28 protein-coding genes are annotated in these 24,368 nt (G+C 42.4%); 15 read left to right on the plus strand and 13 right to left on the minus strand.

From position 1 onward, the window contains the following. A partial coding sequence (locus V7K53_RS12225; protein WP_335197783.1) for a hypothetical protein occupies positions 1-192 on the minus strand: 192 nt, incomplete at its 3' end. Between the two features lie 177 nt (positions 193-369). Here V7K53_RS12225 and V7K53_RS12230 point away from each other — a divergent pair. Beyond that, positions 370-735: a hypothetical protein gene (locus tag V7K53_RS12230; RefSeq protein WP_335055956.1), complete on the plus strand. Its 366-nt coding sequence runs from the start codon at positions 370-372 to the stop codon at positions 733-735. A gap of 838 nt (positions 736-1,573) precedes the next feature. Here the strand turns inward: V7K53_RS12230 and V7K53_RS12235 are convergent. Then, positions 1,574-3,343 carry an SUMF1/EgtB/PvdO family nonheme iron enzyme gene (locus V7K53_RS12235; protein WP_335197784.1) on the minus strand — a complete coding sequence of 590 codons (1,770 nt, stop codon included), beginning with the start codon at positions 3,341-3,343 and terminating at the stop codon, positions 1,574-1,576. 1 nt (position 3,344) lies between these two features. Then, positions 3,345-3,740, minus strand: coding sequence for a Pepco domain-containing protein (locus tag V7K53_RS12240; protein WP_335197785.1), 396 nt, complete (start codon positions 3,738-3,740; stop codon positions 3,345-3,347). A gap of 247 nt (positions 3,741-3,987) precedes the next feature. Here V7K53_RS12240 and V7K53_RS12245 point away from each other — a divergent pair, with 247 nt between their 5' ends. Beyond that, a complete protein-coding gene (locus V7K53_RS12245) occupies positions 3,988-4,860 on the plus strand; it encodes an Rpn family recombination-promoting nuclease/putative transposase (protein ID WP_335197786.1) in 873 nt (290 codons plus the stop codon). Between the two features lie 104 nt (positions 4,861-4,964). On the opposite strand, the gene V7K53_RS12250 is transcribed toward V7K53_RS12245, so the two are convergent. The 3 genes from V7K53_RS12250 to ndhC are packed head-to-tail and all read right to left on the minus strand — an operon-like array spanning position 4,965 to position 6,578. Continuing rightward, complete coding sequence (locus V7K53_RS12250; protein ID WP_099103180.1) at positions 4,965-5,495, minus strand: NAD(P)H-quinone oxidoreductase subunit J; 531 nt, start codon at positions 5,493-5,495, stop codon at positions 4,965-4,967. After that, on the minus strand, positions 5,488-6,225 hold the full coding sequence (gene ndhK / locus V7K53_RS12255; protein ID WP_099103181.1) for a photosynthetic/respiratory NAD(P)H-quinone oxidoreductase subunit K: 738 nt from the start codon (positions 6,223-6,225) through the stop codon (positions 5,488-5,490). Before ndhK ends, V7K53_RS12250 begins: the two co-directional genes overlap by 8 nt. Next, on the minus strand, positions 6,216-6,578 hold the full coding sequence (gene ndhC / locus V7K53_RS12260; RefSeq protein WP_012411797.1) for a photosynthetic/respiratory NAD(P)H-quinone oxidoreductase subunit C: 363 nt from the start codon (positions 6,576-6,578) through the stop codon (positions 6,216-6,218). The genes ndhK and ndhC overlap by 10 nt, the downstream gene beginning before the upstream one ends. A gap of 324 nt (positions 6,579-6,902) precedes the next feature. On the opposite strand from ndhC, the gene V7K53_RS12265 reads away from it, so the two are divergent. The 6 genes from V7K53_RS12265 (at position 6,903) to V7K53_RS12290 (ending at position 9,410) form a co-directional block, all read left to right on the plus strand. Further along, positions 6,903-7,238, plus strand: a complete 336-nt coding sequence (locus V7K53_RS12265; protein WP_335197787.1) for a rubredoxin — start codon at positions 6,903-6,905, stop codon at positions 7,236-7,238. Between the two features lie 141 nt (positions 7,239-7,379). After that, positions 7,380-8,399: a photosynthesis system II assembly factor Ycf48 gene (locus V7K53_RS12270; protein ID WP_335197788.1), complete on the plus strand. Its 1,020-nt coding sequence runs from the start codon at positions 7,380-7,382 to the stop codon at positions 8,397-8,399. Between the two features lie 293 nt (positions 8,400-8,692). Beyond that, complete coding sequence (gene psbE, locus V7K53_RS12275; RefSeq protein WP_094348030.1) at positions 8,693-8,941, plus strand: cytochrome b559 subunit alpha; 249 nt, start codon at positions 8,693-8,695, stop codon at positions 8,939-8,941. A gap of 9 nt (positions 8,942-8,950) precedes the next feature. Beyond that, positions 8,951-9,088: a cytochrome b559 subunit beta gene (psbF, locus tag V7K53_RS12280; protein WP_015115279.1), complete on the plus strand. Its 138-nt coding sequence runs from the start codon at positions 8,951-8,953 to the stop codon at positions 9,086-9,088. A gap of 8 nt (positions 9,089-9,096) precedes the next feature. Beyond that, entirely contained in the window at positions 9,097-9,219 is a 123-nt protein-coding gene (locus V7K53_RS12285; RefSeq protein WP_094332364.1) for a photosystem II reaction center protein L, read from the plus strand. 71 nt (positions 9,220-9,290) lie between these two features. Then, positions 9,291-9,410, plus strand: a complete 120-nt coding sequence (locus tag V7K53_RS12290) for a photosystem II reaction center protein J (RefSeq protein WP_012411803.1) — start codon at positions 9,291-9,293, stop codon at positions 9,408-9,410. A 213-nt stretch (positions 9,411-9,623) separates the two neighbouring features. On the opposite strand, the gene psaI is transcribed toward V7K53_RS12290, so the two are convergent. Further along, positions 9,624-9,773 (minus strand): photosystem I reaction center subunit VIII, encoded by a 150-nt coding sequence (gene psaI, locus V7K53_RS12295; RefSeq protein WP_335055939.1) that lies wholly within the window; start codon positions 9,771-9,773, stop codon positions 9,624-9,626. A 204-nt stretch (positions 9,774-9,977) separates the two neighbouring features. Then, positions 9,978-13,271 (minus strand): hypothetical protein, encoded by a 3,294-nt coding sequence (locus V7K53_RS12300; protein ID WP_442940486.1) that lies wholly within the window; start codon positions 13,269-13,271, stop codon positions 9,978-9,980. A gap of 602 nt (positions 13,272-13,873) precedes the next feature. On the opposite strand from V7K53_RS12300, the gene V7K53_RS12310 reads away from it, so the two are divergent. Both V7K53_RS12310 and V7K53_RS12315 read left to right on the plus strand, forming a co-directional pair. Further along, the gene (locus V7K53_RS12310) at positions 13,874-14,077 is read left to right on the plus strand and encodes a hypothetical protein (protein ID WP_335197789.1); all 204 of its coding nucleotides are present in this window, start codon (positions 13,874-13,876) and stop codon (positions 14,075-14,077) included. Between the two features lie 87 nt (positions 14,078-14,164). After that, positions 14,165-14,641, plus strand: a complete 477-nt coding sequence (locus tag V7K53_RS12315; RefSeq protein WP_335005760.1) for a Tic20 family protein — start codon at positions 14,165-14,167, stop codon at positions 14,639-14,641. Positions 14,642-14,644: 3 nt separating this feature from the next. On the opposite strand, the gene V7K53_RS12320 is transcribed toward V7K53_RS12315, so the two are convergent. Beyond that, positions 14,645-15,418 (minus strand): fumarylacetoacetate hydrolase family protein, encoded by a 774-nt coding sequence (locus tag V7K53_RS12320; RefSeq protein WP_335005758.1) that lies wholly within the window; start codon positions 15,416-15,418, stop codon positions 14,645-14,647. Between the two features lie 380 nt (positions 15,419-15,798). Here V7K53_RS12320 and rpsF point away from each other — a divergent pair, with 380 nt between their 5' ends. Then, on the plus strand, positions 15,799-16,158 hold the full coding sequence (gene rpsF, locus V7K53_RS12325) for a 30S ribosomal protein S6 (protein WP_194042163.1): 360 nt from the start codon (positions 15,799-15,801) through the stop codon (positions 16,156-16,158). 202 nt (positions 16,159-16,360) lie between these two features. After that, positions 16,361-16,921 (plus strand): Npun_F5560 family protein, encoded by a 561-nt coding sequence (locus V7K53_RS12330; protein WP_334928755.1) that lies wholly within the window; start codon positions 16,361-16,363, stop codon positions 16,919-16,921. 485 nt (positions 16,922-17,406) lie between these two features. Here V7K53_RS12330 and V7K53_RS12335 read toward each other — a convergent pair whose 3' ends face one another. Continuing rightward, the gene (locus tag V7K53_RS12335; RefSeq protein ID WP_335197790.1) at positions 17,407-17,760 is read right to left on the minus strand and encodes an STAS domain-containing protein; all 354 of its coding nucleotides are present in this window, start codon (positions 17,758-17,760) and stop codon (positions 17,407-17,409) included. Between the two features lie 485 nt (positions 17,761-18,245). Here V7K53_RS12335 and V7K53_RS12340 point away from each other — a divergent pair, with 485 nt between their 5' ends. Then, positions 18,246-18,875 carry a DedA family protein gene (locus tag V7K53_RS12340; RefSeq protein WP_335197791.1) on the plus strand — a complete coding sequence of 210 codons (630 nt, stop codon included), beginning with the start codon at positions 18,246-18,248 and terminating at the stop codon, positions 18,873-18,875. Positions 18,876-18,983: 108 nt separating this feature from the next. Here the strand turns inward: V7K53_RS12340 and V7K53_RS12345 are convergent, their stop codons facing one another. The 3 genes from V7K53_RS12345 to V7K53_RS12355 all read right to left on the minus strand — a co-directional run bounded on the left by V7K53_RS12345 (position 18,984) and on the right by V7K53_RS12355 (position 21,910). After that, positions 18,984-20,186, minus strand: a complete 1,203-nt coding sequence (locus V7K53_RS12345; RefSeq protein ID WP_335197793.1) for an argininosuccinate synthase — start codon at positions 20,184-20,186, stop codon at positions 18,984-18,986. Between the two features lie 411 nt (positions 20,187-20,597). After that, positions 20,598-20,780 carry a hypothetical protein gene (locus V7K53_RS12350; RefSeq protein ID WP_335197795.1) on the minus strand — a complete coding sequence of 61 codons (183 nt, stop codon included), beginning with the start codon at positions 20,778-20,780 and terminating at the stop codon, positions 20,598-20,600. Positions 20,781-21,148: 368 nt separating this feature from the next. Further along, positions 21,149-21,910: an Npun_F0296 family exosortase-dependent surface protein gene (locus tag V7K53_RS12355; protein WP_335197796.1), complete on the minus strand. Its 762-nt coding sequence runs from the start codon at positions 21,908-21,910 to the stop codon at positions 21,149-21,151. A gap of 495 nt (positions 21,911-22,405) precedes the next feature. Here V7K53_RS12355 and V7K53_RS12360 point away from each other — a divergent pair, with 495 nt between their 5' ends. Together V7K53_RS12360 and V7K53_RS12365 are read left to right on the plus strand one after the other, a co-directional pair. Further along, positions 22,406-23,668, plus strand: coding sequence for an anhydro-N-acetylmuramic acid kinase (locus tag V7K53_RS12360; RefSeq protein ID WP_335197833.1), 1,263 nt, complete (start codon positions 22,406-22,408; stop codon positions 23,666-23,668). A gap of 127 nt (positions 23,669-23,795) precedes the next feature. After that, a complete protein-coding gene (locus tag V7K53_RS12365; protein ID WP_335197797.1) occupies positions 23,796-24,242 on the plus strand; it encodes a hypothetical protein in 447 nt (148 codons plus the stop codon). Positions 24,243-24,368 lie beyond the last annotated feature (126 nt).

Below are 24,368 nucleotides of genomic sequence, written 5' to 3' on the forward strand. Positions count from 1 at the left end.
GACATCAAAACCAGCTTTTGCGACATCAAAACCAGCTTTTGCGACATCAAAACCAGCTTTTGCGACATCAAAACCAGCTTTTGCGACATCAAAACTAGCTTTTGCGACATCAAAACTAGCTTTTGCAACATCAAAACTAGCTTTTGTGACATCAAAACTAGCTTTTGTGACATCAAAACTAGCTTTTCTCAACGAATTTCAGCAAATATACCCGCATCTATCTAGTTGGCTAATGCCATCCAATGCTTTTATAATTCTGTAACTTCACTGTGGCTGGTGCATCTGCTTGTTGCGTATTTTGATGATATATAAATAACTCAGTGTATAAAGTCAGGGTTATTTATAAATAAATCCAAATAGGAAAACTATATGCAACGGAAACGAAACTCCATCTCACTGACTAAAGCTGAACGACGGATTGAAGGAATGCAGACAATTAACCCTGAGTTAGACTTTAGTAATGGGTTTTCAATTGCTACTTACAACACTAAAGTAATTGAATTACGAGAAAAGCTAGCCGCTTATAATCAAGCACAAATAATAGTAGATAAGACACACAATGCATTAATAGAAGCAGAACGTGAGTTAAATACTTATTCTGAGCAAATGCTGTTGAATGTTGCATCTCACTATGGCAAAAATAGTGATGAATATGGGATGGCTGGTGGAACGCGCAGGTCAGACCGCAAGAAGCCACGCCCAGTAGTAAACCAAACAGTGACATCTGTGAAGTAATTGTTTGGACTCGCCGCTTCTTTAGATAAAGGTGCGTTGACCTTTGTGACAACGCACCATTAAATAATTCGTAATTCGTAATTCGTAATTAAGACTAAGGGTATCATCAAACTCTAAATCATAATCGTAGGTTGGGTTGAGGAACGAAACCCAACATCTACTTTAGGTTATTAGATTGCCCCTCACTCATTTCTTAACTCACATCTCAAAAACAATAAATTGACGGTATCCTTTATAACCCAATACGGTTCACTTAAGTAAATTGTAGGTTGGGTAGAACGAAGTGAAACCCAACAAAATCACGGAAGTGTTGGGTTTCGTTCCTTAACCCAACCTACGAATTACTTTTAAATGTCGCAAAATTAATTGAGTCGAACAACTGTTCGGTTTTGCAACCTACCAAGCTATCCGACTCGGTTTTATATTCGGAGGTTGTCGCCTTCCTCGCTGGTTCAGGTCTGGACTCCCTGGTGTACGCTCGATAAATTCCCACTTACCGACTCTGACTTTGGGGAGTACTCACGCCACAGCCACCACGCGAAAACCAACATTGTTGTTACGATTCGCGCGCGCGTTACTATTGCGATTGGCAGAACGGCAATTCCTGGCATTGTTGATCTAACTACCGCCACGCAGCAGCTAAAATCGACCTGCCCCATGCTCAAACTCTCAAACTAAGTGAGAAATTTCATTAGATGTAGTGTGTAATAGTTTTGATATAAATACACATCTTTTATTTTCTGAAAAAAAATTATCCGCCACAGCGGAGGGTGAAGAAGGGTAAAGAATTAAGAAGTGCAGAGGGCAAAAGGGGAAGAGTGTAAAGGGCAAGTAATCCTCACGCCACCGCAACTACGCGAAAACCAACAATGTAGAGACGATTCGCGCACACTTCACCATAGCGATAGGCAGAACGGCAATATTTGGCATAGTTGAAAAAACTACCGCCACGCAGCAGCTTTATGTTGTTATTTTTGCCAGTCAGCCACGTACTATCATTATATATATCTAGACACCATTCCCATATATTACCATGCATATCGTATAAACCGAAAGAATTAGGCGGAAATTTTCCTACATTTGTTGTTTGTAGACGATATTCGCCCTTTGGTGCAGAAGCGTAAGGATAGTTACCGTTGTAGTTAACTAAATATGTGGTAATAGTTTCACCAAAATAAAACGGTGTAGTTGTTCCGGCGCGACAAGCATATTCCCATTCGGCTTCACTAGGTAGTCGATAGGTTTTTCTTGTTTTCTGGCTCAACTTTTTACAAAACTCTACCGCATCATCCCAACTAACTTGTTCTACAGGTCGTTTCTCACCTTTGAAGCTAGAAGGATTACTGCCCATAATTTCTTGATACTGTGCCTGGGTAACTGCATATTTCCCCATCAAGAATTTAGGAACTGTTGCTTGATGCAGTGGACTTTCATTATCTCGTCGTTCCGCTTCCCCTTCCGGTGAACCCATCATAAAGGTTCCCCCTGGTATCTCCACCATTTCCAAGGTGACACCATTACCTAAATTTTCTGCAAAATATTTCGCTTCTTCATTACGGCGGTTGGTAATATTGCCTTGTGTATTTACCGTAACCACTTCAAATTGAAAGGTTTTTAAAGGATTTTTTTCAACTGTAAATATTCCCTTAGTGGAATTTTCAATACTAGGACGAGGTTGTGGTGAAGATGGTTCTTGACGTTCCCACCGCAACCTTTCAATTCTTTGAATTGCTCTGATTGCATCCATATCTCGCCCTGAAGCCGCAGCTAATACCCGAATCCATAATTGCTCTGCTAAATCTAAGTTCCTGTTTACTTCTGCTTGGTAAGCATCATTTTTCAACGTGGCGATATCCGCCAGAGTTGCGTATCGTGGCACAAGTATTAAATGGGATTTATTCACAGGTTCAGCAATTACATAAGGTGTTTGCCTCACATTTTTATGCTTACTAACAATTTCCGGCACGCGGGACTTAAGATACTGATTCAAGCGTTCAACCGTGGCGCATTGACCTTGAATTCCTAACCCTTCTAGTAGTGCAGTAGTAAAAGCACCTTGTTGTAAAGCCTCAATTTCATAAGAATACTCCTGTGGGCTACAGGAAAATATACTGATAACTCCTTGTTGACGTGCTTCTTCTGCCGTTTGTCGCCCAATTCCTTCGCCAGCACGACTACCTAGACTACGACAAGCATCCAGAATCAAGACAACATTATCAGCACCGCAGCGACGCAGGCGTTCACTCACAAAGTTAATCGCAATTGCCGTGTTTTCAATATCCTCTGGATCGCCATCACAGGGCATGAGATAATCACGGTCAGCATATCTTATCCCATGACCACTGAAGAAAAACCAGAAATTATCCCCTGCTCCCATAAAGGGATTGTCAAATAACTGCCGTAAGACTCGCAGCAAGTTACTGCGAGTTGGGCGAGTCGATTTTCCAGCAAGTTCAGGAGAGTCATCCGAGAAGAAGAATATCCGCTCAAATCCGGCTTCATTACCCAGAAACTCCTGCATTAACTGTGCATCTCGCTTGGCATAGTTTAGCGGTTGCAGATAATCATACTGGTTAATACCGATCGCGATCGCCCAATTTTTTGCCATTTCACTGTGATTCTTGGCGCTTAAACTTCAGCTTAATCGCTCCTTTACTCCCAGCTTTGACACCACTGCCAATTAATTTAACTTCTCCATCTGCACTAATTTCTACCGATAGCTCAATTTCATCTAGCTGCATCTTGGAGTTGACTTTTGCTTGCTGTTCAGCTTGACTAAATAAACTTGTCACTAATTTGAGAAAGTGACTCATATTTTGCTCTAATGTTTGAGCGCTAACCTTAACGGCATCTCCTACCCCTTTGCTACCAGTGCTTTCCCTGATAGTTTCGTCTCCCCAACTGCGTGTATTAGTACTCACGCCTTTAGCACCATCAGGAATCGATATTTGAGGGGTATCATCCGTCACGATCCAAATGCCGTCGTTTTGGGGTGTTTCTGACATATTACTTTAAATATTTAGATTAAATTGTCCCACAAATTATAGATACAACGGTAGAGATAGCGATTCCGATTACTAAGAAATCTCACTGAACATTTTAGCGATCGCACTCAAATTATCTCAGATTCGGTGCGATGTCTACGACGGGCTTTGCCTACGCTTTCTCTAAGTAGTCCAATCAAAAATCTGAATATCTATAATCCAGTCTTAAGTACAATTATTTGATAACTTTTAGTGCGTTTACAACCCTATGATAAAACCCGCCGATGTCAGCACCAAACGCTTAATCAGCCTTGCACCTGATAACTGGGTAAAATGGGTAACGCAAATTCCTGATATTGTTGCTGGCGAAATTCTCAACTCAGAATTTCAGTGGATAAGTCGAGAAAGTGATGTTTTAATCCGTGTCGAAAGTCCCCAGCACGGAAAGTTTCTCGTTCTTAACGAATTACAACTCCGCTATAAACCAGAAATGCCGCGCAGGATGCGTGCTTATGCAGCACTTGCAGAAGAAAAATATAATTTGCCAACGTATCCAGTACTAATTAATATCCTCAAGGCAAGTGACGCTGAAATACCTACAAGTTATGAATTAAATATTGCTGGTTTACGTGCTATTCAAGATTACCGTGTCATTAACCTGTGGGAAGTTGATGTAAACATTGCCTTTGCACAACCATTACCATCACTACTTCCATTTGTACCCATCCTCAAAGGAGGTGATAACGAGTCTACAATTCGAGACGCATTGCGAATCTTACGTGCAGATGAACAATTGAATCAACTAGAAACAGTATTAGGATTTTTTGCTACGTTTGTATTAGATAGTGCAATAGTTCAGCAAATTTTGAGGTGGGATATGGCACTTTTAGAGCAGTCGCCTTGGTATCAAGAAATTTTTAGCAAAGGGGAAGAACTAGGAGAACTGAGAGGAAGAAAGGAAGAATTATATTCAGGAATTGAATTAGCATTAGAAATTAAGTTTGGCAATCAAGGTTTAGAATTGATGGCGATAATCTCTCAAATTACGGATTTACAGAAATTAAAAACAATTCAACAGGCAATTAAAACTGTAAATACAGTCAATGAATTACAGCAAGTTTTGTCAACCAACTTGACATGAAACACCAAAAACATAACCCCTCTCCGCCACCGGAAAGGGGTTAATCACTGCCGAAACTACTATCTTGTACAGACGCGATTCATCGCGTCTCTATTCAGCAATTTCTAATAAGCGTCCTGCAACTCGTAGAAATCAGGCGAGATGTAATCCTTCCGCAAAGGCCAGCCTACCCAATCTTCCGGCATCAAAATCCGCTTGAGATTTGGGTGTCCTTCGTAGATAATGCCGTACATATCGTAAGACTCGCGCTCTTGCCAATCTGCGGTCTTCCAAATCCAGTACACAGAAGGCACTACAGGATTTTCCCGTGGTAAGAACACTTTAACTCGAACTTCTTCGGGGCGATCGCTATTATCACCGACTTTAATCAAGTGATACATACTCACCAATTCTTGTCCTGGGCCAAGGTCAATACCACCTTGACACTGGAGATAATTAAACCCATAAGCATAAAGGGCTGTAGCGGTAGGAAGCAAGAAATCTGCCGCCACCTTAATTATCTCTACACCATTTTTGTCTGGTGCTAAAAACTCATGGTCAAAACCATTTTCCGTCAACCACTGGGAAACTTTACCCGCTTGTACCAATGCCTCTTCTTTCGCTGCTGGTACTGGTTTAGATTCTTCTTCAGCCACGGGTTTGTTCCTCCTTTTGCGCCTTTTCTGTCAGTAGTGCAGGTGGTATTGGCATACCAATCGCTTCTGCCAATTCCTTCGGTGGTGCAGAGCGAGTTGCTGACTGCAAATACTTACCAGTTAAGATTTCATCTACTGGCTTCAGGTTATGAGTCGTGCTGTAATAGCGGTGAGTTTGCTTAATTTTATCCCGCTCTTGCATCGACTCATTAGAGATTTTCTTCCGCAGCTTAATGATTGCGTCGATAATTGCTTCGGGACGGGGAGGACAACCAGGTAAGTACACATCTACAGGAATCAGTTTATCGACTCCGCGTACTGCTGTGGGGGAATCAACGCTGAACATCCCGCCAGTAATTGTGCAAGCACCCATCGCAATTACATACTTCGGCTCTGGCATTTGTTCGTAAAGACGCACCAGTTGCGGAGCCATCTTCATCGTAATAGTCCCTGCCGTAATAATTAAATCGGCTTGGCGGGGGCTAGAACGGGGAATTAGCCCAAAACGGTCAAAGTCAAATCGGGAACCAATTAAAGCTGCAAACTCAATAAAGCAGCAAGCAGTACCAAACAGCAACGGCCACAAACTAGAAAGCCGCGCCCAGTCGTAGAGGTCATCAACCGTCGTCAAAATGACGTTTTCTGAAAGGTCTTGAGTGACATTGGTACGCTCAATGGGGTTGATGATTCGTTCTTTACCCTGGGTTGTTAAGTTAGAATTCAAGACCATTCCAAAGCTCCTTTACGCCATGCGTAAACTAAAGCGACTACAAGAATTGCAATAAAGACTAGCGCTTCAATAAAAGCCAATAGCCCCAAACGGTGGAAAGCTACCGCCCAAGGATACAAGAAAACAGTCTCCACATCAAAGACGACGAAGACCAGAGCAAACATGTAGTAGCGGATGTTGAACTGAATCCAGGCTCCCCCGATGGGTTCCATGCCAGATTCATAAGTGGTGCGACGTTCTGGAGCGTAACCACTAGGTCGTAGGAGCTTGGAAGCTGAGAGCGCTAAGGCAGGTACTAGGCTACAGATGATGAAAAAGCCTAGAAGGTACTCGTAACCGCTGAGGACAAACACAATGAGTATCTACCGCTTATGGAGTATTTTAAGTAGTGAGTTTTGAGTGCTGAGTGCTGAGTGCTGAGTGCTGAGTGCTGAGTGCTGAGTAGGGAATCTCACTTCTTTACTCAGAACTTTCGGAACTCGGAACTGTTTTACCCAACGCCCAATCCCTTAACTGCGTAACTTTCTTTTACATTATATCTGTTTGGTTTTTCTGAAATCTGGGAAACAGACGGACTTCAAGTATTTGATTCGCTTTTGCTAGTGATAGAAAAGTCTAACAATTATGTCATAATTTTTAACGTATATTTAAGATTTCTCCTTTGCGAGGCTTTAGCCATGAGCGAACCAGCTGTTGAGACTACGGTGTTAGACCGCTACGAGTGTCGCGCCTGCGGTTATGTTTACGAACCCGAAAAGGGAGACGACAAAGATGATATTCCTTCAGGGACACTTTTTGCAGAACTGCCCATAAATTGGCGCTGTCCAGTTTGTTCTGCGAAAAAGACCGCTTTTGCAAACATCGGCCCTGCCGGTACTGCATCCGGCTTTAAAGAAAATCTCGGTTATGGTTTGGGTGTTAACAACCTAACGCCAACCCAAAAGAATATCCTAATTTTTGGTGCTTTGGCTCTTGGCTTCTTGTTTTTTATCAGTCTTTACGGCTTACAATGACAGCCTTTAAACAATTCCAAATAACGCTCTCTACCAGAGGCTTTACACTGCGCTAACAAAATTCAAAATGAAAAAGCCAGGACTTTACAGCATCCTGGCTGCCAACTCCTACAAAAATTTAGAAATAACTAAGAAATACTGATGCATTCAATTGTGAAAGGTTGGCAACGAATATTTGCCTTGTTAATAGTAGTCCTGATGTGCATAGGTTGTAGCCAAGTTCCCTCTGTTAGCTACAACCCTTGGAAAGTCATTTCTGTGCCAACAGACTCAAATTTATTGGATATTGCTTTTACTAATAACCTTGAGCATGGCTATTTAGTCGGTAGCAATGCCACCCTATTGGAAACCAATGACGGTGGTAATACCTGGAAACCAATAACACTGCAACTGGATGAGCAGAAGTATCGCTTTGACTCAGTAAGTTTTGCAGGTAAAGAAGGCTGGATTGCGGGAGAGCCTGGACTTTTACTACACACAACCGATGAAGGTGCTTCTTGGTCGCGTATCCCCTTGAGCGAAAAGCTACCAGGTAGCCCGATCGCAGTTAAGGCGTTAGCAGACAATACAGCGGAAATGGCTACTAATGTTGGAGCCATATATAAGACCACAGACGGCGGCAAAAACTGGAAAGCCCAGGTGGAATCAGCAGTCGGTGTGGTGCGTAACTTGGAACGTTCTGCTGATGGGAAATATATTGCTGTTTCTGCTAAGGGTAGCTTCTACTCGACTTGGGAACCAGGCCAAAATGCTTGGGTTCCCCATAACCGCAATAGTTCTCGGCGAGTAGAAAACATGGGCTTTGGTGACAATGGGCAATTGTGGTTGCTAGCTAGAGGAGGTCAAGTTCAGTTTAGTGACCCAACTAAACCTGAAGAATGGCAAGAGGCAAAATATCCAGAATTATCCACCAGTTGGGGTTTACTGGATTTGGCATATCGCACACCCGATGAAATTTGGGTAGGTGGCGGTAGCGGTAATTTACTACGCAGTGGCGACGGTGGCAAAACCTGGGAAAAAGACCGTGACATAGAAGAAGTTGCGGCTAATTTGTACAAGATTGTGTTCTTAGAGCCAGAGCGGGGATTTATAATTGGCGATCGCGGCGTTTTGCTCAAATATCTACCAAACCCTGAAAAAACTTCCCCAGAGGCGGCTTAATGAGCAGGGGAGCAATACTGCTCGGTTAAAGGGTAAAGGGTAAAGGTAAAAGGATTGGAAAGCTCGATATATAAGGTTTTTCCCCTTTAACATGAGTCCCTTTCCCCCAAAACCCGACAAGTATTGAGCAGAGAAGAAGTTGCAGTAGGTTATTTCCCCTTTGCCCCTCTGCTTCTTCCAATGCCCCATTCCCAACGTACAATTTCTGAGAAGAACGTTGCAACTTGTAACTCTTTCTTATCTTTGTAGGATAATAAACTCAATAACACTCTATGTATAAGGTAGGGATCTAAATGTCAGGTACCACTGGAGAACGTCCGTTTTCGGACATCATTACTAGCGTTCGTTACTGGGTAATTCACAGCATCACCATCCCGGCATTATTTATTGCTGGTTGGCTATTTGTCAGCACCGGACTGGCTTATGATGCTTTTGGTACACCCCGCCCCAACGAGTATTTCACACCAGCACGGCAGGAAGTGCCCATTGTGAAGAACCGTTTTGAAGCTAAAAAACAAGTTGAAGAATTTATTGGAAAGTAGTTTGAAATCATGACTAGCGGAAACAACATCAATCAACCAGTTACCTATCCAATTTTTACCGTTAGATGGCTGGCAGTACACACCTTAGGTGTACCAACTGTATTCTTTTTGGGCGCGATCGCCGCAATGCAATTTATTCAACGTTAGGAGCAACTATGGCAGAAAGATCGCCCAATCCCAATAATCAGCCGGTTGAACTAAACCGGACTTCGCTATACCTGGGACTACTACTAGTTTTCGTTCTGGGGATTCTGTTTTCCAGTTACTTCTTTAACTAATTGGAACTACTTGTTGTTAGTCTTTGTTTATTGACCGTGTGTTGATTTGTTGTTAAAGGAGGAGAGAAGCTGTGTCTGGAAGTGGGAGAATTCCCCTGTGGGTCGTCGCTACGATCGCAGGTTTAGGTATAATTACAGTCTTGGGCATTTTCTTTTATGGTGCCTACGCCGGACTCGGTTCTTCGATTTAACATTAGTTAGTTTGAACCGAATACTATAAGTTAGAATTTTTCTAGCATTTGTTGAGAAATCAACGTTAAAAAAACCGCCTGTCTCTACGAGATGGGCGGTATTAATTTTGGTCATTTTTACTTTGTCCTTTGTCCTTTGTCCTTTGTCATTTGTTTTTTACAAATGACTAATGACCAATGACTAATGACTAATGACTAATGACTACATCAGTATCAGTTGATATCGCTGATATCGTCGCTTTCAATGTATAAAAACAGAAACGCGAAGACCACACCTGGCAAAACCCAACCAATTATGGGCACGAAGATAGCAGACAAGTACGAAGTACTAGCCAAGACAGTAGGTAAAAAAGAAGTTGCCATAGTAAAGGTTCCTATGAAATCACACTACAATTCAAGATGAGCTTACTGCAAATTCTGCCAAATTTTTGAAATTCTTTCATATTTTTAACACAGGGAAAATTGAGAGCAGGGGAGCATAGGAGAGTTCTTGTACAAGTTCTTTCCCCTCTGCCCCTCCGCTCCTCTGCCTCTTGCACCCAATCCCCAATGCCCCTCATACCTGAGTTACATACCCAGAAGTTCATCTAGCTGCAAGCTTGGCAAGTCTGGAGGAATCACGGTTCGTACTATTGTGACTTTGTGACTCTCCTGTTGGGTTGTTAGATCGAGTGCGATCGCTCCTAAACGAATTTCCAAACAGCCAAAGGGAATGTTTAATTGTGTCATCACTTCCAAATCTCCCGATGCATTAGGAAGTAAATTTGTCAACAAATGGGGGCCATCTAGTAAGTAGCGAGTTTGATAATCTTCAAGCCATAACTTGACAACAACTTGTAGAGGAACTTCCGGCAGTACTACGCGCACTATGACAGACTTGCCAGCAATTAATTCACCTTCTGGCACGTACAAATGTGGAGTTGGCAAAGGCTCAGTGGCTGCTGCAATTAGAGGTAAGGAAGAAGATGAATATAACAGTGGTTGCTCCTTTTCTTCAAAGGTGTCACTCTCCTCTGCATTGCCTTCCGGTTCGTTATCTGTATCATCTACAACGATTTCTTGCGCCAACCAAGCTGACGCTATATTTATTTTTATTGGAGGTGGAGGGGGTGGTACTTGTGTTAATAGAGCTGATGAGATTGTTGGTTCTTCTAGTAATTTTTCTATTTCCGTATTTTCTCCAATCCCCAGTTCTATTTCCTGCGCTGTGTCTATATCTTCGCCAAAGTTCTCCAGTTCAGGAGCCAACCCTTCGACTTCTTCCCATGTTTCTTGTCCTTGACGCGTTTCAGCCAACAGAAGTTGTGAACTATTCCAATCTTCGTTCAGATTATTCTCTGTGTTGGCATCTAGGTCTAATGGCAAGTTAACATCAACATTCGCATTTTCTGCACTAGGAGGAAGGGGTATCTGCTGCGGTGGAACATAGTTATTGTAATCTTGAGGTTGCAGCTCGTTGATATATTCAGGCAAGGAGTATCCTTGGCTCTGTATCCACTTCCTGAGCAGGGGAGATGAATAAAGGTTTCCGGTTGTAATTAATTGTGCATTTTGGGGGGCTTCGATTTCAGCAACAGATTCTTCCTGAAATTGTGCATTTTGTGGGGCTATTACTTCAGCAACAGATTCTTCCTGGAATTGTAAATTTTGTGGGGCTTCGCCTTCAGCAAAAGATTCTTTCTGGAATTGTGCGTCACTTACTAATTCAGGTATATTTTCATCTTCAGTCACAGTTGCGTTCAATTTTGGTAAGTCTTCAGCCGCTTTAACTTCCAATGTATCTGGAGGAACATTATTTTCTACCTTTTCTTCGGCATCATTTGGTGAAGCTTGTAGCCGTTTCAAGTATGGCAAAGTAGTCTCGATTATTGGCATTCGACGTTGCTTGATGACCAACTGCTGTAAGTTGATGGTGGCTATAGTAGCATCCTTTTCTACAAGCTCCTCCGGTGTCTGTGGTTCTGCAACAACATCTGTGGGAAGGTTGGCATCATTTTGAATAGGGGGCAGTTTCGGTAATTGAGGCAACGAAATGCTTGAATTCTTGAACTTAGATGTCCGCACGTTGGCTTCTCGCAGAACTTGCAGGTTAATTTGCGCTGGTAAAGGTGTGTTTGGAGATGGATTAACTATCTGAGACTGGTCTGTTTTTGGAGTCTTAACCAGATTTAATAGTTTCAAATCGAGCCTAGCAGGTGTCTCTGTTACTGTGAAAGCAGCAGATGAGTCCGATGTTGCTATGAGGTCATTTAAAGATGTACTGGATTTTGCTGCGGCTGTGATTGCCAGTAATTCTGTTACATCTGCTGTAATGGTGAAGGACTGGGTAGCTAACGGCATGACTTCACCAGCATCGGCGAATTTCCCATACAAACTGATATCTGCCAAAATTAGCTTAGATTCACAATCAGCAGGAATATCAATTGAGGTATTGATGGTAAAGGGCAACTCCTTATCTGATAAAGGTTGCCGTACTTTGGTCAAGATTTTCAAGTTCTTGGGCGATCGCAGTTCAATTTCTACTTCAAGCGCCTGCAAGCTTTTTGAAGATGATGTTTCATCCCAATCTAGATTTGTCTTTTCTTGGAATTCTATGTACCCGTTGATTATAAGAGCTTGTCCCCAACGAGCAATATAATTATCCTGACTTAAAGTTAGCAATAATGGTGGCGGTAGTTGTGTTGCCGAAGAGTCTGTAACCTTTTCATCTTTGGGCAGCAGTTCAGAGGCGGGTAAAGCTAAATCTATTAAATTTTGTAAAATCTGCTCTGCCGTCTCTCCTTTGAGCCACACAGGACTCACAGGCTGATCGATAACTATATCTTCATCTTCTTCCGTTTCATCTGGCGCAACAATGAGGTTGCCATCTGTAGTAATTGCCAGTCCTTCAGAAACTGCGATCGCTCGATCTAGCTCAATTGCAGTTTCTGCTGGGGCACTAGATTCCAAGTTCTCTTCATCTGGCGCAACAGTGAGGTTGCCATCTGTAGTAATTGCCAGTCCTTCAGAAACTGCGATCGCTTTATCTAGCTCAATTGCAGTTTCTGCTGGGGCATTAGATTCCAAGTTCTCTTCATCTGGCGCAACAGTGAGGTTGCCATCTGTAGTATTTGCCAGTTCTTCGGAAACTGCGATCGCTCGATCTAGCTCAATTGCAGTTTCTGCTGGGGCACTAGATTCCAAGTTACCTTCATCTGGCGCAACAGTGGTAACAAGGTTGCTATCTGTAGTAATTGCCAGTCCTTCAGAAACTGCGATCGCTCGATCTAGCTCAATTGCAGTTTCTGCTGGGGCATTAGATTCCAAGTTACCTTCATCTGGTGCAACAGTGCTATCAAGGTTGCTATTTGTAGTAATTGCCAGTTCTTCAGAAACTGCGATCGCTTTCTCAAACGTAAATAACGTAATTGCAGTTTCTGCTGAGGCATTAGATTCCAAGTTTTCAGAAACAGTATCTAGGCGATCGTTGGGTGAACTCGATCCTAAATTTTTCCTCGGCTCTCTCTCTGCTAACGGCGAGAAGACTTGCACTTGCACGCTGTATTGCCAAGATTTACCGAGCAGATCCGACATCAAATCGCCGGAACACCGCAACTCCCAAACTCCCGGTTGGAAGTAGGTAAAAGGAATTACCGCCATTATGCCTTCTGAATTAGTGCGACGCGATCGCTTGAAAATTCGCCGCGTTGGTTGAACTTCCTCAGTTGAAGAGTGAGTTACCCGTACTTCCACGTCTGTATTAAGAAGGTTAGAGCGAGCCAAAACTCTATAGTGTCCTTCCAAAATTTCCAAATTTGGCGATTCTAGGATATGCCACGAGCGAGCGCCTTGTTTCTGTATCAGAAATTGCCAGTGTTCCATTGTAAGTGATGCCCAGACCGACGAGCCGCTGAGTAATATTGTGTATTAACTTGCTTGCAAGTTTACCTCAGTATTTTAGAAATGCCTCACTTAAATGGCTATCAAATTAGCTCAGTTTTACTGACTTGACTTCTCACCCTTTAACTACTCACCTCAAGGGAATTTCAATAAGTCGCCGTGTTGCTTGTGTGTAAAGCTTTTGTTGTTTTCTGAATATTAAGTTTGACACATCCTAGTGCTAAATTAACAGGGATGCAATGGATACCATTAGTTGTCTTTGCTCAACTTAGTGCAAAAATTTTTGTATTATTTTTTACTAAAACTTCCACTTTGCAATAGACACAACGTACAATAAATTTAAATTCACTTGAGAATTGTTATTGAATCGTAATTACCCACATTTTTGCTGCAAAGAGGTAGGATGTGGTTCTTAAGTGTCGTCTGCGATCGCCCAAGTTAGGCGCAAAGCCCATCGCAAATCACAACACTTAACCACGCAAAACGCATCCAATCTATCTGAAGTGGCTCTATGAAGAGCTACAAAACACGTCTTCCCCTGAGTGAAATGTGGGTTGACAATGAAGATTTACAGGAGGGATTCGATGCTAGTCATTTTAATGGACGAGCAAATCCTTGCCCCTGAGCAAGTTTGCCAGTCTTGTTTACTCGCTGACGGGAGCGGTCAACCCCGCTGGCGTGGGGGTCAACTGCGCTGTGGTCAAGCCATTCGCAAACTTACTCAACAGCAGCCAGACCAGTATGAATGTATGATGGGCTTTCGCATCGCCCATATAGAGCCCATATAGAATAGTTGAATTTCTCAGCAAGACTTAGCAACTGCGTTATCCTAAGCTCAAGTAACTATTAAAAATTTAACCACAGGAGAACGCATAATGTCTTGGCGCGGGTCTACAACAGTTTCAGATCGGATTTTTGCTTCCTTGCCTTATTTGCTTCCTCTAATTGAAGTTTTTGTATTTGGTAGATATTTGCTCACAGAGTTTCCACCATTACAACTACTGTTTCTGCCCCTTCTGCCATTGTTGAGAATTTACTACGGCGTGCGTTATGCAGGAATGATTATTTTCTTTGCTTTATTTTTGCTGGTAGTAAGAAACGAAAAAATTAGTCACTTTATTCGTTTCAACACCATGCAAGCAATCCTTTTGGACATCATTATCTTTTTGTTTAGCATCCTAACTGATGTCGTAGGACTAGTTCCCTCTGGTGGTTTTGCCATCCAAACCCTATCCACAACCATTTTTATTGGCATAGTGGGAGCAGTCGCATATTCAGTCATCCAGTCTGTGAGCGGACGTTATGCAGAAATTCCGGCGATTTCCGATGCAGTGTATATGCAAGTGCGTTAGAAGTTAACGGGCCGCTACGGTGTTTTCCAGGCGACCGATACCTTCAATTTCTACGCGGACGCGATCGCCTGGATGCAAAGCACTTACACCCTCCGGCGTACCTGTAAGCACCAAATCACCAGGGAGTAGCGTCATCACCTGACTGATATAGGAAACTAAAACATCGGGGGAAAATACCATCCGGTCGATACAGGTAGATTGGACTGGATTAGCGTCGTCATTTACAAAAGTCTGCAATCTCGCTCCTGGATTTAATTCCCGAACAATCCAAGGCCCCAAAGGACAAAAAGTATCAAAACCTTTGGCTCGCGTCCATTGACCATCTTGTTTTTGTAAATCCCGTGCTGTTACGTCATTGGCGATGGTATAGCCCCAAATTTTGGTTTGGGCTACCTCTGGCGTGCATTCAAAGGCATAATCGCCAATCACTAAAGCTAACTCTCCTTCATAGTCAACTCTATGTGACTGGGGAGGATACTTAATTTCCCTCTCTGATGGAATAATCGACGTAGGTGGCTTAAGAAAGATTAATGGCTCAGAAGGTACTGGAGTTCCCATTTCGGCTGCATGATCTGCATAATTCTTACCAACCGCCACAATTTTTGAGGGAGCGCAGGGAGCCAGAATTTGGTAATTTTCTGGTGTCAAAGTTAAATCAGTGGGTTGTCCTTGTAACCAGGGTGGAGCATCTAGCACCTGCACATTCAGGGATAGCTGTAGTAACCCATAGTAAATCTGTCCTTCTGGATTTTGAATTCGCACGTAGCGCTGCGCCATAACCTTGATGAATATCCTTTTTTCTGCGATTAGAAGCTGTGAGCAGGTAGCAATCGTCAGTTAGCTGTTTAGCGAACCGATTGAGCCTTGAGCAAAAAAGCGATCGCTATAAGATGCCCTTAAAGAAAGATACCCCTTAGCGAAGCTGATAGCTCGATCGATCTTGTAAAAGAAATATCGGGGTTGCCTCCCAACCTAGTTTTCATTAGGGACATCCAAAAAATCCAAACTTCGGCGATTTGGCTAATGATTCAAATTGAAAACTGGTAAGATTATAGTTCCTTGTTGCTTCAGATGTTGATTAATACTGGAATTTTGAATAAAAGTCAGGTATAAATTAATATCAGCAGCCACTTTTGTCCATGAGGAAACTGAAAAATATGACTACAAATTACGAAACAATGTACATCCTCCGTCCTGACCTCGGAGAGGAACAGGTAGAGCAAGCAGTTACAAAATATCAGAATTTGCTTCGCGATCAAGGCGCTGAGGAGATCCAAATTCAAAATCGTGGTAAGCGCCGTCTGGCTTACGAAATCAAAAAACACCGGGATGGCATCTACATCCAGTTAAACTACAGCGCGCCTGCAACTGCGATCGCCCCCTTTGAACGCGCCATGCGTTTGAGTGAAGAAGTGATTCGCTATTTGACAATTAAGCAGGACATTGAAGAAGAAAAACCCCCTAAAGAGGAAAAAGAAAAGCCCACTAAAGTAGCTGCAACACCTGCAACAGTTTAAGGGCTAGGGACTGAGGACTAGGAACTAGTAGCTAGGGAAGAAACTAAATGTCTAATCCCCACTCCCATTCAATAAAATTTTGTCTTTTTCTTTTTTCGTGACTTATTTGGGAATGCTAAATTAACAAATACTTGCCAAAGGTAGTACTCCCGCAGTTATACCTAAGAGTGGACAAGATTCTGAATGGGAGCTTTAAGCTACTGTGAGCCAATCTGATACACCTAATATTCAAGTTCTCTCGACGGAAGTATCGCAGCTACGCCAGGAGTTGCAACTTCGCGATCAATTAGTACAACAATTATCTCAAGAACTCTTCCGGCTGGTAAAGGGTAATACTAGTTTTATGCCTCAGCAGCCGGAATTTGAGCGCGATCTGAGCCAGTTACACGCTTTACAAGAACAACTCCAAGCTGTGGAACAGCAGGTGGCGTTCTACCAAGAGCAAATTACAACTCGTGACTCCGAAATTTACCAATTGCGACAGTCAGTTCAAGAACTTACCGATCGCACTCGGATGTTGGAGCAAGTAGTACAAGAGTTGCCTCAAATTTACCGCCGGAAGTTTGAGGAGCGGATGACGCCAGTGAGAGAAAAGGTAGCAACGCTACAACGGGAAAACCGCCAACTGCAAGCAGAACTGCAAAGTGTGAGTTACCGTTTAGCACTCAAAACTCGCAATGCTAGTCACAGCGGTATTGATTTACCAAATTTTCCCCGCCCAGCATCTGAACAAACTAATATTTCGACTCCCCAGAATGCCTAAAATTACCATTATGGTGAAATCTAAGAGGTAAGAAATTGGTGCAGCGAAGCATCTTGGAGACATCCAAGTAGTAGATCGAGGCAAAAATAACTATAGAGTTAGAAATAACGTCAAAGCTCATATTCTAACCTTTCTTACCTCCTGCTTCCTTTCACTAGTTACGCCGTATATAAAACAATTAGCTTAGAGTAATTTGAAAAACCCTGTCTTTAAAAGGCTGGGGAGTATCACAAACAGTTGCATTTGCTTTGACCAACTTTAGTCACTTCTGAACATTACTGCTTTAGATAGATGATTATCCAATAAGCAAATTCATTCATCTGTAAATTTATACTGCCTAGCTCAAAGCCATGAGTTTCCCTCAACATTCTTCTCCAGACAAGGAAGAAGATCAGCCTGCTAGCACCAGACTGTCATCTTAAAAGAATATGAAAAAATGCAAATATTGCTTGACTCCGCCATCCTTCTTTAGGTAGATTTATTAGTTAGTCTGCTAGCACCAGACTGTTATGTTTGACGGTGGTAAAAATATCTTGGTAAGTGTGAAAAATTTCAAAAACTGTATCGAGTTGGGTAAGTTCTAAAATCAACCGTACAGGAGCTTGTACGTTGCATAGAACCAAGCGGCAACCACTTTGACGTGCAGCTTTTAAGCCTTTTACTAAAGGAACTAACCCAGAGCTGTCCATGAAGTTAACTTCTGCTAGGTCGATAACCCAGAGTTGATAAGCTTGAGGGACTACTCCAGCCATCTGTTCGCTCAAAGCCTTACCGCCTTCCAAATCTATGCTTCCTTGGGGTTTAAACAAAATCACTTGAAGTTCTTGTGTGAAAGCCATGAATTTAACAGGGTAATTGGAACACTTGACAAAAAATTGAAAAAGACATCAATACTTCTTCTCTTTCAACAGTTAAATGACTCTTTTACCCAGATATTTGGGCAATCGCAGTCCTACAGTTGAGAGGGATTATTTCAGTATTCATGTCGTATAATTTGTGATAACTTTCATCAATATAGGCATAAGCGCCTAACAATTTCGGTATCAACCGTATCTTTTACAAGATTTTCACAATTTAAACGGATATTTATAAATTTTCTATAAAATTTTTAATCTTTTTTTAAGAAATTATGAATATGTGGTAATAATCTCAAAAGTTGTATAGTTAATAGTAAAAATTAACAGTTACCATAGACTAAAATATATGGATTATTCAGTATTAAACTAATGACTAAATGACTCTATGTATTAGTTTGATTGACACCCCACCCAAAAACAAGCAAAGATATAGTAAAAGTAAAAATTTGTAAAGACGGCGGTGCGGAATGTCTTTAGAGCTGATTTCACTAGAAAATATCCAGGAAGTTGCTCATAATTACGGGTATTGGGCAATTTTTTTCGGAATTTTGCTAGAAAATTTAGGCATTCCCCTTCCTGGTGAAACCGTGACCCTAGTGGGCGGGTTTTTAGCTGGCAGCGATGAACTAAATTTCTGGCTGGTTCTCGGTGACGCAATCATGGGTGCTGTCATTGGTGGCACTTGTGGCTATTGGATTGGTAGAGTTACTGGTTGGGCTTTTCTGGTAAAAGTTGGCAGCATATTTCGGATTTCTGAAGTGCGGCTGCTGAGTATTAAAGATCAATTTAGTCAAAATGCTGCAAAAGGGGTGTTCTTTGGACGCTTTTTGGCATTGTTACGAGTTTTTGCTGCACCACTAGCTGGTATAGCTGAAATGCCCTTTGGAAAATTCTTTTTATACAACTTTTTAGGAGCAGTTGCTTGGGCTAGTTTGATGGTGACATTAGCTTTTTTTGCTGGCAAAATAGTTTCTTTAGAACAATTGGTGGCTTGGGTGGGTCAATTTGCGATCGCAGCGTTACTAATTCTCGCTGCTTTAATTATTGTGCCCCTGTGGCTGGAATCTCGCCAGGTTAAAGGTGCAGCAGAAGAGTAAGTCAAGCATAAACTAAGTGAGGAGTGAGGAGTAAAGTAAAAAGTGAATTTTTTTAACTTTTACTTTTGTATTTTGCTTTTTTAACTCCTAACTCCTAACTCTTAACTCTTAACCCCTAACCTGCTGTGACCAAATGCGAGTCGGTAGTCCCCAAACGTAGATAAAGCCTTCAGCGGCTTTGTGGTCAAATTTGTCTTCGGCTCCGTAGGTTGCCAAATCGGGAGTATAGAGGGAATTATCGCTCGAACGCCCAACTATCGTAGAGTTGCCCTTGAACAACTTCACTCGCACAGTTCCAGAGACTTGCTCTTGCGTCTTTTGAATAAAGGCATCGAGTGCAACTTTGAGTGGACTGTACCACAAACCGTTGTAAACAATTTGGCTGTAAGTTTCTTCAATCCCACGCTTGTAATGGGTGACATCTGCCGTTAAAGTCAAGCTTTCTAAATCCCTATGTGCCTGAATTAGCACCAACATTGCGGGTGATTCGTAGATTTCCCGCGATTTGATCCCCACCAGACGGTTTTCAATCATATCGATCCGTCCGATGCCGTGATTTCCTACCGCCTGATTGAGTTCTTCAATTAGCTCAACAGGCTTTTTAGCTATCCCATTGAGAGTTGTGGGAATACCACAGTGGAAACCAATTTCGATGTACTCTGGCTCGTTGGGAGTGTGAGCGATCGCTTTGGTCATTTCATAAATTTCTTCTGGTGGCTCAAATGAGGGATCTTCGAGTAAACCAGCTTCAATGCTACGACCGAGCAAATTCTTATCAATACTATAAGGAGAAGATTTTTTGACTGGTGAGGGGATACCAAACTTCTCACCATAAGCGATCGTTTCCTCACGACTCATTCCCCATTCTCTGGCTGGTGCAAGGATCTTCAGGTTGGGGTTTAAGGCAGTGACAGAGACATCAAAGCGAACCTGATCGTTGCCTTTACCAGTGCAACCGTGAGCGATCGCATCAGCACCATATTTTTCCGCTGTTTCTACTAATATCTTGGCAATCAGTGGACGAGCCAGGGCGGTTCCTAGAGGATAACGATTTTCATAAAGGGCGTTGGCTTGAATCGCTCCAAAGGCGTAATCTTTAACGAAGCTGTCTTTGACATCCGCCACTAGGGATTCACTTGCACCCGATTTCAGAGCTTTTTCTCTGATTGGCTCTAATTCATCTCCCTGACCTAAATCTGCTGCTAGGGTAATCACCTCTTCCACACCCCACTCCTGTTTGAGGTAGGGGATGCAAACTGAGGTATCCACTCCGCCAGAATATGCCAGGACAACCTTTTTGGCGCGACCCATTAATTTCTCCAGTTAGGACAACAAAGAATGAGTCATTATTATATCTAAACTAATCCATGTATATTTTATTCATGCAACAACCTGTAGAAAGATTTAGGAGTTAAGAGTCAGAATTACAGTTTACTCTTAATCCAGTTCGGTTAAGCTCTAAGCAGTATTGAGTAGACCTCTTGCACAAATGTAAAATTTGCCCACCCTGCGGGATCTTGCTACATCCTCCAACCCCTTTTCCCAAAATTGAGATCGGAGGAGCTAATTTCAAAGTCCCTCTCCCAAGCTTGCTACGGTGTACACACAAGTACTATCTGAAGGGGTTTCAGGCGTTATAGACCCCTTAAATTGTCATTACGAGCGCAGTGATAACGGAGCGAAGTAATCACATAATCCCGTGAGTTAAAGCGATTGCTTGTCTTAGACAGGCACTTGCGAACGTCGTTCCTCCTCTCTACGAGACACATTCGCGAACGCTGCGGACAGCCTGACAGAGCGATCGCCATCGGAAAGAGCGGGTACGCCATCGCACAATCCTATTGCTAGAGGACGAAACCAAGTGTCAGGTGCAATTTCACGACTTGTGTGTACACCGTAGCCCAAGCTTGGGAGAGGAATTTAGGGTGAGGGCTTTTAATTCATGTAAAAAGTCTAGTTAAAGAAAATTTTTCTACAGCTTGCTACGCGTAGCAAGCTGTAGAAGAAGGCACGATTATAAATTAATACAGTTCAGATAATACCAAAACCCTCATGTAGAGACGCGATTTATTGCGTCTTGAAAGACCAATTATTTACATACACCAATAGCCCTTAGCTGAACCGTATTGGATTATCAATTGCAAAAGGATTAGGGCGAGTTTACCTAAGTAAGCTCACCCTGATTTGTATTTAATATTAACTAAGTTTTGAAATGCTGGTACAGACTAAGGGTAGAGTGTAGAGAAAATCTTACTTAGCTAAAATTGATATATTTAATGAGATTGCCTTACACTTTGCAACTTCTCATTCTTGCGCTTGCGTAGAAGCATACCACCTACAGCCAGCATACCTAATGTAATACTAGGCTCAGGAACAGATTGAGGGTCAAAACCTGTAAATTTGTCAGTTCCTATATGGAAAGAATGGTTGTCGCTTTCAAATCCACCACCACCTGTTTGGGTAATGACAATCTTGTTGAAAATATCGTTGCTACTATCTGAGTAGAAGTGAAGGTAGCCATTTCCTTCACCGCCATGCTGTGATGCACGAATTGGAGCAACTGGGTTCACATCCTCAGTTGTAAATGATTTGATTAGATTATCGCCATTGTAGAAGGAAAAAACGTTACCAGAACTAATAGCTCCCCAGTCAATACCAAAATAATTGAGAGAACTTGCAAGGTTAATTGTGACTTGATCGCCGTTAAAAACTGCCAAATACTTCCCATTATTGACCTCACCATTTGCCCCAGCAGGCGCCCATACATCTGACCTTACACTGCTGGTTCCACTGTTATTTTCAAATGAGTATTTAGCAAAACCAGTGGTGGGTGCTTGACCATTATTGAAGTTAACAGTTGTCGTACCAGGAAGTTGAGTAAACTCAGAAAAAGCACCTTGGTCAGTTTCTCCATTAGGACCTGCAATACCAGTGGTTACTTGGAAGGATATAGCCTGAGCAGAACCTGCATAGATAAATGAGGAGATTGCAGATAGAGATAGAGCAGCGATACAAGCAATTTTTGTAAGAGACATAATTTTGAAATTCTGTATTTTTAATTTGTTGAAAAGTTCTTTGTGCGACTTGGATTCATTATGTAGTGTCTTCTAGAAGAAAAATAGGATGAAACTACTGGATTTATATTTATTGAAAAATTCCTAAATTGGGTCAATAATTTGCTCTATCGTCGAAGACAAATAAGTACTTTCACTTGCATCAAAAGAGGATAGAGCATCTGTTCTTTATCTGAAGATAAAAAAGTTGTAAAGTTAGCTAGGATATATCAAGAATTTGTATCTTTGGATGTTGTACTGATTAAGGATAAATCAAGATAACAAACAAAACTATTTGAAATTCTTTGTTTGCTGATAAATAGAAATAGATTCATGGTCATTGCTATTGGTTTTGACATTCTTCCCTCGCTCTATTTACTTTTTCTTTTGTAGTCAACTATGCAACCTGAGTGTTTTGACATAGCTAGTAACATGAATTAAACTAAACTCTTGCAACCAATAAAAGAATCTCAATCGATGCATCCACCTGAAAAAGCTGTTGTCCCTACTCGCGTTATTGGTTTAATTAGTGGCACATCCGTAGATGGCATAGACGCTGCGTTGGTAGAGATTTCCGGCACAGAATTGGATCTCAAAGTTGAGTTGCTAGCCGGGGCAACATATCCTTATCCAGCCCAACTCAGAGAAAGAATATTAGCAGTTGGTGCAGGCGTTGCCATCTCAATGGCAGAATTAGCGGAAATAGATGATGCGATCGCTCAAGTCTTTGCCCAAGCCGCCCAAAATATTCAAATTGGTCATCGGCGCGCCACTCTCATTGGTTCCCACGGTCAAACGGTTTATCATCGACCACCCAAAGAGAGAGCAGGGGGAGCAGGGGAGCAGGAGAGCAGGGGGAGAGAAATGATCGCTACCCACGGGCTAAACCCTAGCTATCTGTTAACAGCACTGGGCAGTCCCTTGGGTTACAGTCTTCAATTAGGGCGAGGTGCATTAATTGCCCATCTTACGAACATTACGACTGTGAGCAACTTTCGCGTTGCTGATATTGCTATTGGTGGTCATGGTGCGCCTCTCGTGCCCAGAGTCGATGCTTATTTACTCAGTCATCCCCAGGAGGGGCGTTGTATTCAAAACATTGGTGGTATTGGCAATGTTGCCTATATTCCGCCTCGGCATGGAGACTGGCTCTCAAAAATTCGTGGTTGGGATACTGGCCCAGGAAATAGTCTGTTGGATCTAGCGGTGGAGCATTTAAGCGGTGGTGCTAAAACTTATGATGAAGATGGCAATTGGGCAGCGAGTGGTACTCCTTGCCATCCATTAGTAGAACAATGGCTCAACCAAGACTACTTTCATCTGCCGCCACCCAAATCCACTGGACGCGAATTATTTGGTGTGGCTTACTTGCATCAGTGTTTAAAAGATGCTCAAGCATACCAACTCAATCCTGCTGACGTACTGGCAACTCTCACAGAACTTACAGCTGCTTCAATTTTTCATAGTTACCGTACTTTTTTGCCAGAAATGCCACAACGAGTACTATTATGTGGTGGTGGTAGTCGCAATCTTTATTTGAAACAAAGGTTACAGTTGTTGTTGGGATCGATACCAGTTTCGACAACAGATGAAGTCGGCTTGAGCGCAGATTTTAAAGAAGCGATCGCCTTCGCGGTTTTAGCCTACTGGCGACATTTGGGTATTCCTGGCAACCTACCTACTGCCACAGGTGCACCTCAAGAAGTACTTTTGGGAGAAATTCACCAAGTTCAATCCTGAATGCTGAGTCAGGAACAATAAACAAGATAAAAAATTTCTTCATTCTTCACTCGCAACTTAGCACTCGTAACTTAGCACTGCTATAACTATAGTCTTGGCGGCACTCGAGGAAGACAGGGAATAAAAGGTGGCTCATACTTTTTTATTGGAACCAGGACGCTGGGCAATGGAAGGAAATTGGCTGGAACGTAATGGTATGCCAATCAGCGTCAAGGGTATGACCTTGGTCGCTTGGAATCGAGATAACTGGTTTACTATGGCCACAAAACTGATTTTCCCAGGTAGCGATCGCTCTGAAATCTCTCTGCAATATAAAGGGCGGTTGCATGATGGAGAGCGTCAGTATACTTTTTTACTACAACATAATATTTTGGGGCAGGTTGAAGGCGAAGGCTGGATTGGTCTGGATACTATCGTACAGCGTTACTGGGTACTAGGCGATCGTCAGCGTCGTAGTGGTTTTGAAACCCTACACCGGATTTCGCAAGATACATATTACCTCAATAGTGGTATCTTGGCTGGTCATTTTTTAACTAACACAATGGAAGCTAGCCTAGAGCGTCAGTCAGCTTAAAAGCAGCCCTATCTCACCGCTTTGCTGTTCTTCTAAGCCAAAAACCGCCGTTCAAAGAACTCTGGCAACGCACTGGTTTACCAACGTCTAATATCTCCAGCTCAACTTTAACCACTCATCGTTTAT

The sequence above is a fragment of the Nostoc sp. genome, assembly GCF_036917355.1.
Lineage (GTDB): Bacteria > Cyanobacteriota > Cyanobacteriia > Cyanobacteriales > Nostocaceae > Nostoc.